A 9516-nucleotide genomic window follows, 5' to 3' on the forward strand; every position below is an offset into this window, starting at 1 on the left:
ACACCACGGTTCGGCGCACGGCGTTCAGGACGTCGAACAGGCCGAGCAGAACATTGTTGCGGCTCGCCTGTGCAATCTGCCGGTGGAGCAGATTGTCGATGTTCTCGTATTGCCGCCATGTGACGGCTTCCCGCGTCTGCACCAGCGATTGTCGCATCGAGGCAATATCGGAAAGCGTCGCGTGCAGCGCCGCTTCGCGCGCAATCTCGGGCTCGATGATCAGGCGCGCGCGCATCACGTCGGCCGGATTCGTGCGCCCGGCGATTTCCGAAATCCCGATCGTCTCCTCGACCGGTCCACTGCCGACGAAGGTGCCCCTGCCGACGTGACGCCAGATGCGGCCGTCCTTCTCGAGCACCGCCAGCGCCTTGCGCAGATCGCCGCGCGATACGCCGAGGCTCTCCGACAGTTCCCGCTCGGCAGGCAGCCGTGTCTCGCCGGCATGATCCATCTGGGCAAGATAGGCCTGAAGCTGAACCAGGGCGGCGTGGCCACCATTACCGGGATCGTCCATCAATTTAACCAATTCGCATATAATTTCCCTTTGCCGGTGTTAAAACGATTAGCGGAAACCGTCAACTGCCGAGTTTTCTGGGCCCGCGCATCTGCCATCGCGCAGTTTCTCCTTGACCAATCCGCTCCACAGCCTTAACCAATTAAGGTAATGGTTACAAAACGGGAGGAATGACAATGGCCAGCATGACCGGACGTACCGTCCTTGCCACCGCTTTCGCTGCGGTTCTTGCATTTGCATCGCACCTGTCGGCCGCAAATGCGGGCGACATGCGCATCGCATTCGGCGACCTTCCCGGTATAGAATCCATCCAGACGCTCGCCGCGATAGAGCGCGCCAAGGAACGCGGCGTGAATGTCGAGCTCATTGTTCTCAATGACGAGGATCTGGCTGCCCAGGCGATTGTCGGCGGCCAAGCTGATGTCGGTATCGGCGCGCCCTACACTTTGATCCAGAAGGTTGGCGTGCCGATCCGCATCTTTGCGCAGATATCGACGCTGCGCTTCTTTCCTGTCGTCAACAGCGAATTTTACAAGGAATGGAAGGATTTGGACGGGCAGGAAGTCGCCGTTCAGGCGCGCGGCTCCGGCACAGAGGCGGTCATGCTCCTGATGGCGAAAAACCACGGCATCAAGCTCGGCAACATCAGCTACGTCCCGGGTTCCGAGGTTCGCCGCAATGCGCTGCTGCAGGGGACCATCAAGGCGTCGATCGTCGATGCCGCCAACAGGCGCGCGCTTGAGGCCGAAGCCCCCGGCAAGTTCATCGTCCTGCCAGTCGAGGATATCGGCGCCTCGGACGAAGCGCTTTTCGCGACCGCAGACTATCTGAAGAACAACGCCGCCGACGTCGACATCTTGGTCGAGGAACTGATGAAGACCGCGCGTGAAATAACTGAAAATCCAACCGTGGCGGTCGAGCTCCGCAACAAGTACAAACTGCTGCCGGATCTCGGCGCGGAGGCTGATAGCGAAATCACCGAATACTACAAGGAAACCGCGGAAGCCGGCAGCCTTGCGCTGAATGGCGGCGGAGTGGATGCGGCCAAAGACGACTTTGCCTTCTTCAGCCTTGCCGGCCAGATCGAAGGCGATCCCGCGAGCCTCGAGGTCGAGGACTTCTGGGATGTCTCCGCAATCGACCGCGCCGTCGCCAAGCTCGGCAAGAAATAGGCGGCCTGCCGGATGGCCGTAAGCATCAGAACTGACGGCGAGGCTGCCGGCCTCGCTTCTCCATCGACTCGAAGCGCAACGGGCGCATCTTGGGACCAGCCGATCCTGCTCAGGCTGGTGTCGATCGCTCTGTTCGCGGGAATTTGGGAAGTGGCCGGGCGTATTCCCGTCAGCTTCGCCTTTCCGACTTTTTCCGACACCATCGTCGCATTTTTCGGATTGCTCGCCGACGGTAGCTTGGCAACTGCCTATCTTTCGACACTGCAGCCGCTGTTGCTCGGCGTTGTCCTGTCGGCGTTCCTGGGTGTCGGCCTCGGCACGATCTGTGGCCTGTGGCGCACCGGCGAATGGCTGGTGATCCCTGTGTTCATCGTGCTTCAGGCAGCACCTGTCGCCGCCTTCATTCCAATGGTCACCTTCGTCTACGGAATAGGCATGACCGCCAAAACGCTCGCCGTCATGATCCTGGCGCTGCCGGTCATCGTGCTCAATACCTACAAGGCCGTGCGCAACGTCAACGAGTCGCTGCTGGTCATGTGCCGATCATTCCTGGGCACACGTTGGCAGACCGTCGCCAAGATCATTCTTCCGGACGCCAGTCCAGTGATTTTTGCCGGTTTGCGCCTCGGCGTCGCTGCCGGGTTCGTCGGCGTGGTGCTCGCCGAGCTGCTGATCACCCCGACCGGCATCGGCGACCTCATAACCTTCCACCGCTCGCGCGCAGACTACGCCGAGATGTACGCAACAATTGCCTCGATCATTGCGCTTTCCACCCTGACGCTCGTCTTTCTGCAGTGGGTGGAAGTCCGTGTTTTCAGGCCGGAGAGTAGAGGTGCTTAAGATGGGCGCGACCGCATTGCGAAATGGACCGTCGCCGGTTCCCGCACCGATCGATTCAATCGTGGAGGTGAGAGGAATTTCCAAGACCTACGGCAATGTCGAGGCGCTGCGCGGCATCGACCTCGACTTTCCCAGGGGCAAGCTGACCAGCCTTCTCGGACCCAGCGGTTGCGGAAAGACGACCCTGTTGAAGATCATAGCGGGGCTGATACGGGCCGATGGCGGCACTGTCGCGATCAACGGCAAGCGCGTCAGCGCCCCAGGCCCCGAACGCGCTTTCGTGTTCCAGGACTTTGCGCTGATGCCTTGGGCGACCGTGATGCGCAATGTAGCCTTTGGACTTGAATTGCGCGGCACCAACAAGGCCGAGCGTGAGGAGATCGCCCGCCGCTATATAGCTGAGGTGGGTCTCGCCGGCTTCGAGGACAAATACCCGCACGAGTTGTCGGGCGGCATGCGCCAACGCGTCGGCCTGGCGCGGGCCTTGTCGGTCGATGCCGACGTCCTGCTCCTCGATGAACCGTTTTCGGCGGTCGACGAGCAGAACCGGCGGAAGTTCCAGGAAGATCTGATCCGACTGCGCACCAACCAGAACAAGACCTTCATCTTCGTGACGCACTCGATCGAGGAGGCAGTCTACATCTCCGACCGCATCGTCTTGCTGTCACCGAGACCCGGCCGGGTATCGCAGATCATTGAACCGGAAATCGATCGCTCCGGCGACCCCGAGCGCATTCATCGCGACAGGCACTATCTCGATACGGTCGAGGAGATATGGCAGGGGCTGAAGCAGTATGTGGAGTGACCGGTCATGACCCTGTTTGGCTATCGAGTACCAATGATGGCGTCCCTGCTCGTCTGGTGCGTCGTATGGGAAATCGTCGGCCGGCTGGACCTTGTCTTTCTGCTGCCACCGTTTAGCGACGTGCTGGCTGCAGCGGTCGGTTTGGTGCAGACCCCGTCCTGGCAGAGCGCGACGGTCACGACCCTTCGCGCCTTCGCCATGGGCATGGCCCTGTCGATCGTAATCGGCGTGCCTCTGGGCATCCTGATGGGACGTGTCAAGATCGCCGACGACCTGCTCGGCATGTGGGTCAATATCTTTTCAAGCGCACCGCTCTCGGCGATCGTCCCGGTGCTGATGATCCTGTTCGGCTTCGGCGAGCAGACGATCGTTGCGGCGGTGTTCCTGTTTGCGATCTGGATCATCGTACTCGACACGCGCGCCGGGGTCCGCCACATCTCGCCGTCGCTGATCGAAATGGCGCGTTCCTATGGCGCCTCGCGTCCGGCCCTTTATACCAAGATTATCCTGTGGGCGGCGCTTCCGGAGATCCTTGCCGGCATCCGCCTCGGCCTCATCCGCGGCGTCAAGGGCGTCGTCATCGGCCAGTTGCTCGTCGCCATCGTCGGCTACGGCGCGCTGTTCGAGACCTTCTCGCGAAATTTCCGCATGGCCGAATTCTGGGCCCTGACCATCATCCTTTTTGCCTTTGCCCTGCTGATTGCCGAACTGATCGAAAGGGCCGAAGCCAAAGTCGAATACTACGCAGGAGCAAGACAGTGAACATGCACGGCACGACCTCAAGCTACGTCATCGAACCGAACGCAATCCCCAGCATCCCGGTGGCGGGAACTGACAAGATGTTTCCGGTGCACCGGGTCTATTGCGTCGGACGGAACTATGCCGCGCACGCAGTCGAGATGGGACACGACCCCAACAAGGAGCCGCCATTCTTCTTCCAGAAGAATCCCGACAACCTCGATACGACAGGAGAATTTCCGTATCCTCCGGCCTCCAACGATGTCCATCACGAGATCGAAATGGTCGTGGCGCTGACGAGCGGCGGCACGGATATCTCGGCCGAAAAGGCTCTGGACTGCGTGTTCGGTTATGGCGTAGGTCTCGACATGACCAGGCGCGACCTGCAAGGTAAGGCGAAGGACATGGGCCGTCCATGGGAGGTCGGCAAGGCCTTCGAGGCATCGGCGCCATGCACGCCATTGGTTCCGGCAAGTTCGATCGGTCATCCAACCCAGGGAGCGATTTGGCTGGACGTCAATGGCGAGCGAAAACAAACCGGCGATCTCAACCAGATGATTTGGAAAGTTCCGGAAATGATCAGCTATCTCTCCGGTCTCTTCACGCTGATGCCGGGGGACATCATTCTTTCCGGCACGCCGGCGGGCGTCGGGGCAGTTGTTCGCGGTGATGTTCTTCGCGGTCATATCGATGGCGTCGGCGACCTAGAGGTTCGCGTTGTCTGAAGCGGCGTCGATCATTGAACGGCTTGCTGTCGGAGCGGACGATGCGCCGGCGATTTCGGCACCCGACAGGATCACGCTCACCCATGGCGGACTGCGCCGCCTGATCTCTGAAACGGCAGCGCAACTGCACGCGCTGGGCCTGGGCCGCGGCGATCGGGTGGCCATCGTGCTGGCGAACGGGCCGGAGATGGCGACGGCCTTTGTCGCGGTGGCCGCGGCGGCGTCCACGGCGCCGCTCAACCCGGCCTACCGGGCCGACGAGCTTGACTTCTACCTGACCGACATTGGCGCCAAGGCGATCCTGGTTGCCGAAGACGAAAGCGGCCCGGCGATTGCCGTTGCCGAGCGCCTGGGCATAGCGGTGCTCAGGCTCGCAGCACTGCGCGACGCGCCTGCCGGAAGCTTCAAGATCGAGGGCGAACCGATCGGCCCGCCGGCTGCGCCCGAACTGGCTGAGGACGGCGACATCGCGCTGTTGCTGCACACTTCAGGCACCACGTCACGACCAAAGCTGGTGCCGCTCAGCCATGCCAATCTTGCCGCCTCGGCCGCCCATATCGGCGCGACGCTCGGCCTGACATCAGGCGACCGCTGCCTCAACATCATGCCGCTGTTCCACATCCATGGTCTGATCGCGGCGGTGCTGTCCTCGCTCGCCGCCGGCGGCAGCGTCTTCTGCACGCCGGGCTTCAACGCGCTGCGCTTCTTCCATTGGCTAAGCGAGGCGCGGCCGAGCTGGTACACGGCCGTGCCGACCATGCATCAGGCGATCCTGCCGCGGGCGGCACGCAATGCCGATGCACTGGCAGCGGCGCCTCTTCGCTTCATCCGCTCGTCCTCGGCATCGCTGCCGCCGCAAGTGATGGCCGAGCTTGAGGCGACCTTCGGCTGTCCGGTGATCGAATCCTACGGCATGACCGAGGCCGCCCACCAGATGGCCTCGAACCGGTTGCCGCCAGGCCTGCGCAAGGCGGGCAGCGTCGGCGCCGCCGCCGGACCGGAAGTGGCGGTGATGGCGCTGGACGGGCAATTGCTTAAGCCCGGTGAGACCGGCGAGATCGTCATTCGCGGGCCTAATGTCACCGCGGGCTACGAGAAGAATCCGGACGCCAATGCCACTGCCTTCGCGCATGGCTGGTTTCATACCGGCGACCAGGGTGTGCTCGACGGCGACGGCTATCTGCGCGTCACGGGCCGGCTCAAGGAGATCATCAACCGCGGCGGCGAGAAGATCTCGCCGCTCGAGGTCGATGACGTACTGATGGACCATCCGGCGGTGGCGCAGGTCGTCACGTTCGCCACGCCACACGACAAGCTCGGGGAGGAGGTCGCGGCTGCGATCGTGCTGCGCGAGGGCATGGCCGCTACCGAAGGCGATATCCGCAGCTTCGCCGCGATGCGGCTTGCCGACTTCAAGGTGCCGCGCATTGTCCTGATCCTGGACGAAATCCCGAAGGGCGCGACGGGCAAGCTGCAGCGCATCGGTCTCGCGACCAAACTGGGTCTTGTCAAACCCGGGCTTGCCAAACCCGGGCTTGGATGATGATGCGGATCACCATTTTTGGCGCCGGCGCGATCGGCGGCTATCTCGCGGCCAAACTTGCCATGGCCGGCCGGGTCGATCTGTCGATCATGGCGCGCGGCGCTCATCTCGATGCGATCAAGGCGGCCGGACTTCGCCTGATCGAAGACGGCCATGAATCCGTCGCCTCTGTCAGGGCCGCCGCGCAAGCGCAGGAGCTAGGCGTCCAGGACTATGTCGTACTGGCGCTCAAGGCCCATTCTCTCGCACCGGCGCTCGACCAGATCGCGCCGCTGCTGGGCGACGGGACGGCTGTCGTTACCATGCAGAATGGCGTGCCGTGGTGGTACTTCCACAAGATCGGCGGTTCGCTCGAAGGCACGCGGTTGCAAGCGGTGGATCCCGGTGGAGCGATCTGGGATCGGCTTGGGCCGGATCGCGTCATCGGCTCGGTCGTGTATCCCGCGGCTGAGGTGGATGCGCCCGGCCTAGTCCGCCATATCGAGGGAAAACGCTTTTCGCTCGGCGAGCCCTCGGGCGAGAAGAGCGAACGTGTCACGCGGCTTGCTGCGGAGATGGTTGCGGCAGGGCTGCAGGTGCCGGTTCGCGACGACATCCGAAGTGAGATCTGGGTGAAGCTCTGGGGCAATCTCTCCTTCAACCCCATTTCCGCGCTGACCGGCAGCACGCTTGCGGCAATCGCTGCCGACGAGGCAACCCGCACGCTTGCCCGCACTATGATGCTGGAGGCGCAGGCGATCGGCGAAAGTCTCGGCGTGCGTTTCCCGATAAATGTCGACCGCCGTATCAAGGGGGCCGGCGATGTCGGCGAGCACAAGACCTCGATGCTGCAGGATCTGGAGCGCGGCCGACCAATGGAGATCGATGCGCTGGTGACGGCGGTTCAGGAACTCGGCCGGTTGACTGGCGAGCCAACGCCCGCCATCAACAACGTGCTGGCGCTGGTGCGCCGCCTCGCCATCGAGCGCGGCTGCTATCTGACGTAAGCTAGGGCAGGCGGGTTCACGTCGATAAAACCCATCTGCAGGCGTCGGACGCTGGCAGCTGAACGGCTATGACGATTCCGTGGCCGCCATGTGAGCGCGAAACAACGCCGCTTCAGAGCCTCTTAACGTAGTCCGCAAGCTGGTCGGCCACGGTGCCCCAGCCATAGAAAAAGCCCATCGCCTCATGGTTCTTGCGTGTGGCTTCATCGCGGTGGATGGCGGTCGCGATGTAGCGTGTCGCCTTGCCTTCCGGGTGCAATGATATGACCGCTGTAATGAACGGGTCCCCTGACGGCCGGTAGCCGGGCAGCAACGCATCGGTCCACACCAGCCGCTCGTTAGGCACGATGTCGAGGTAGCAGCAATGCCGGTCGTTGACCTCCTTGCCATCAGGCGACTGCATGCGGGTCCGGAACAGGCCGCCGGGCCTGAGGTCGATCTCGCAATCGGTGACGATCCACGGCTTCGGTGTGAACCACTGCCGAACATGCTCGGGCGTCGTCCAGGCTGTCCACAAAAGCTCGCGCGGCGCTTCGATGACGCGTTCGAGGACGAGATCGAGTTTCGGGTCGGGTTTGAAAAGCGGGGTCGAACTCATTTGTCTTTCTCCTTGAGTGTCATCACGCAGGCATCGAACTGGTCGAGGCGGCGTTCCCACAGTGCGCGCTGCTCGGCCAGCCAATTTTCCGCGACCTTCAGCGGCTCCGGCGCGAGCCGGTAGGTCCTGACGCGGCCGGCCTTTTCGGAACGCACCAGCCCGCAGCCTTCCAGAACCCTGAGATGTTCGATGAAGGAGGGCAGAGCCATCTCGAACGGCTGGGCGAGCTCACTGACCGATGCCGGGCTTCGGTTCAGCCGCTCGACCACGCGCCGCCGCGTCGGATCGGCCAGCGCTCGGAGAATGCTGTCGATCGGCGGGACGCTAGGACTCGAGGTCTGTGGGCTTGTTGCGACGGTCATGTCTTCCTCGCGCCACTGCGCATGGCCAAAGATGGTTCGGAAACACTTAGGAAAATTCCTTAGTATAGGCAAGCCCAAAAGTTCTCAGGATGCCTGCGGGGTCTCTGACAAAGTCTGAAGGGTGGTTTAGGGTGCCGCCAGATTCGACGAACGATCAGTCCGAGGGGCCAAAATTTTGACCATCACGATGTACGGCATCACCAATTGCGATACGATCAAGAAGGCGCGTGTCTGGCTGGAAAGCCACGATGTCGCCTACCGCTTTCATGACTACAGGGTCGAAGGACTGGACGCGGACCGGCTGAACGGCTGGTCCCGCAAAGTCGGCTGGGAAATCCTGCTTAACAAGGCGAGCACGACGTTTCGCGAACTGTCGGACAAGGACAAGCTGAGCCTCGACGAGAAGAAGGCCAAGGCGCTGATGTTGGCCAACCCGACGATGATCAAGCGGCCGGTCCTCGAACTTGGCGATCGCATCCTCGTCGGCTTCAAGCCTGATGTTTACCAGCAGGCGGTGGGCGGGTTGAAGTAGCGGGACGGGACGCTTTTCGCGCTCCAGTTCGAGAGCCTGCTTGCCGCGCCGGTCTCAATTCCGCCAGGCGAATTGGGACGCGGGGAAGACCTTGGCCTGCCTGGCCGACAGCGCGTCCCATGCTTCGCGTCTGCGTGGGTCCGGCTCGATTGTCTCGGCGATGCTCGTCATGGCGTCCGCGGCCTCAGCAAAACTCTCGAACCATCCGATGCCGACCGCTGCGCTAATGGCTGCGCCGAGGGAGGAGGCTTCAGCGTTGTGACCCTTATGGATCGAGATCCCGGTCGCGTCCGCGATCATTTTTGTCCAAAGTTTGCTGTTGGCGCCGCCGCCGATCGCCACCATTTGCGCCGGCGAAAGACCATGGCTGCGCATCTCTTCGAGAGCCCTGGCGGTTTGCAGCGTCATCGCCTCTAGCCCCGCACGATAAAAATGACCGAGCGTGTGCGAGGGGTGCATGCCGATGAAGCTCGCGCGTGCGCTCGGATCCCAATGCGGGTCCATGCAACCGACGAGGGTGGTGCCGGCGAGAAGTCCGTCCGAGCCGATCGGGACGGCGGCCGCTTCCCTTTCCAGGCGGTCGAAGATCGCCGGATCGGAGCGTCCGCCGGCAAACATGTCTACGAACCAGTTGACGAAATAGACACCCGCCCGCTGCACCGCCTCGAGGAAATAGCCATCGCCTGTCGGCGAGGTCATGG

12 protein-coding genes are annotated in these 9516 nt (G+C 62.4%); 8 read left to right on the plus strand and 4 right to left on the minus strand.

All coding sequences use genetic code 11. The features are described from left to right. The coding region (locus EOA86_RS10055) for an FCD domain-containing protein (RefSeq protein WP_164891659.1) at positions 1 to 514 on the minus strand (514 nt) is incomplete at its 3' end. A gap of 176 nt (positions 515 to 690) precedes the next feature. Between EOA86_RS10055 and EOA86_RS10060 the strand changes: the two genes are divergently transcribed. From EOA86_RS10060 to EOA86_RS10090, 7 genes are read left to right on the plus strand one after another with little or no spacing between them, the layout of a single operon-like run. Next, on the plus strand, positions 691 to 1686 hold the full coding sequence (locus EOA86_RS10060) for an ABC transporter substrate-binding protein (RefSeq protein WP_128341481.1): 996 nt from the start codon (positions 691 to 693) through the stop codon (positions 1684 to 1686). Between the two features lie 12 nt (positions 1687 to 1698). After that, positions 1699 to 2526: an ABC transporter permease gene (locus EOA86_RS10065; protein WP_095518231.1), complete on the plus strand. Its 828-nt coding sequence runs from the start codon at positions 1699 to 1701 to the stop codon at positions 2524 to 2526. Between the two features lies 1 nt (position 2527). Continuing rightward, positions 2528 to 3331, plus strand: a complete 804-nt coding sequence (locus EOA86_RS10070; protein WP_065010100.1) for an ABC transporter ATP-binding protein — start codon at positions 2528 to 2530, stop codon at positions 3329 to 3331. A gap of 6 nt (positions 3332 to 3337) precedes the next feature. Beyond that, on the plus strand, positions 3338 to 4093 hold the full coding sequence (locus EOA86_RS10075; RefSeq protein WP_065010101.1) for an ABC transporter permease subunit: 756 nt from the start codon (positions 3338 to 3340) through the stop codon (positions 4091 to 4093). A gap of 2 nt (positions 4094 to 4095) precedes the next feature. Further along, entirely contained in the window at positions 4096 to 4794 is a 699-nt protein-coding gene (locus tag EOA86_RS10080) for a fumarylacetoacetate hydrolase family protein (RefSeq protein ID WP_128341489.1), read from the plus strand. Beyond that, on the plus strand, positions 4787 to 6337 hold the full coding sequence (locus EOA86_RS10085; protein ID WP_128341482.1) for an acyl--CoA ligase: 1551 nt from the start codon (positions 4787 to 4789) through the stop codon (positions 6335 to 6337). The genes EOA86_RS10080 and EOA86_RS10085 overlap by 8 nt, the downstream gene beginning before the upstream one ends. 2 nt (positions 6338 to 6339) lie before the next feature. Continuing rightward, entirely contained in the window at positions 6340 to 7323 is a 984-nt protein-coding gene (locus EOA86_RS10090) for a 2-dehydropantoate 2-reductase (RefSeq protein ID WP_128341491.1), read from the plus strand. A gap of 112 nt (positions 7324 to 7435) precedes the next feature. Here the strand turns inward: EOA86_RS10090 and EOA86_RS10095 are convergent, their stop codons facing one another. Together EOA86_RS10095 and EOA86_RS10100 are read right to left on the minus strand one after the other, a co-directional pair. Further along, positions 7436 to 7921: an SRPBCC family protein gene (locus EOA86_RS10095; RefSeq protein WP_128341484.1), complete on the minus strand. Its 486-nt coding sequence runs from the start codon at positions 7919 to 7921 to the stop codon at positions 7436 to 7438. Further along, complete coding sequence (locus EOA86_RS10100) at positions 7918 to 8283, minus strand: metalloregulator ArsR/SmtB family transcription factor (protein WP_128341486.1); 366 nt, start codon at positions 8281 to 8283, stop codon at positions 7918 to 7920. Before EOA86_RS10100 ends, EOA86_RS10095 begins: the two co-directional genes overlap by 4 nt. 175 nt (positions 8284 to 8458) lie before the next feature. Here EOA86_RS10100 and EOA86_RS10105 point away from each other — a divergent pair, with 175 nt between their 5' ends. Next, on the plus strand, positions 8459 to 8815 hold the full coding sequence (locus EOA86_RS10105; protein WP_029355455.1) for an ArsC family reductase: 357 nt from the start codon (positions 8459 to 8461) through the stop codon (positions 8813 to 8815). A gap of 54 nt (positions 8816 to 8869) precedes the next feature. Here the strand turns inward: EOA86_RS10105 and EOA86_RS10110 are convergent. Beyond that, a partial coding sequence (locus EOA86_RS10110; protein ID WP_128341488.1) for an FGGY-family carbohydrate kinase occupies positions 8870 to 9516 on the minus strand: 647 nt, incomplete at its 5' end.

The organism is Mesorhizobium sp. M5C.F.Ca.IN.020.32.2.1, from assembly GCF_004023105.1.
GTDB lineage: Bacteria > Pseudomonadota > Alphaproteobacteria > Rhizobiales > Rhizobiaceae > Mesorhizobium > Mesorhizobium wenxiniae.

Coding starts and splice junctions, on each gene's coding strand:
- EOA86_RS10060 (WP_128341481.1), top strand. CDS start 691: ATGGCCAGCATGACCGGACGTACCGTCCTTGCCACCGCTTTCGCTGCG.
- EOA86_RS10065 (WP_095518231.1), top strand. CDS start 1,699: ATGGCCGTAAGCATCAGAACTGACGGCGAGGCTGCCGGCCTCGCTTCT.
- EOA86_RS10070 (WP_065010100.1), top strand. CDS start 2,528: ATGGGCGCGACCGCATTGCGAAATGGACCGTCGCCGGTTCCCGCACCG.
- EOA86_RS10075 (WP_065010101.1), top strand. CDS start 3,338: ATGACCCTGTTTGGCTATCGAGTACCAATGATGGCGTCCCTGCTCGTC.
- EOA86_RS10080 (WP_128341489.1), top strand. CDS start 4,096: ATGCACGGCACGACCTCAAGCTACGTCATCGAACCGAACGCAATCCCC.
- EOA86_RS10090 (WP_128341491.1), top strand. CDS start 6,340: ATGCGGATCACCATTTTTGGCGCCGGCGCGATCGGCGGCTATCTCGCG.
- EOA86_RS10095 (WP_128341484.1), bottom strand. CDS start 7,921: ATGAGTTCGACCCCGCTTTTCAAACCCGACCCGAAACTCGATCTCGTC.
- EOA86_RS10100 (WP_128341486.1), bottom strand. CDS start 8,283: ATGACCGTCGCAACAAGCCCACAGACCTCGAGTCCTAGCGTCCCGCCG.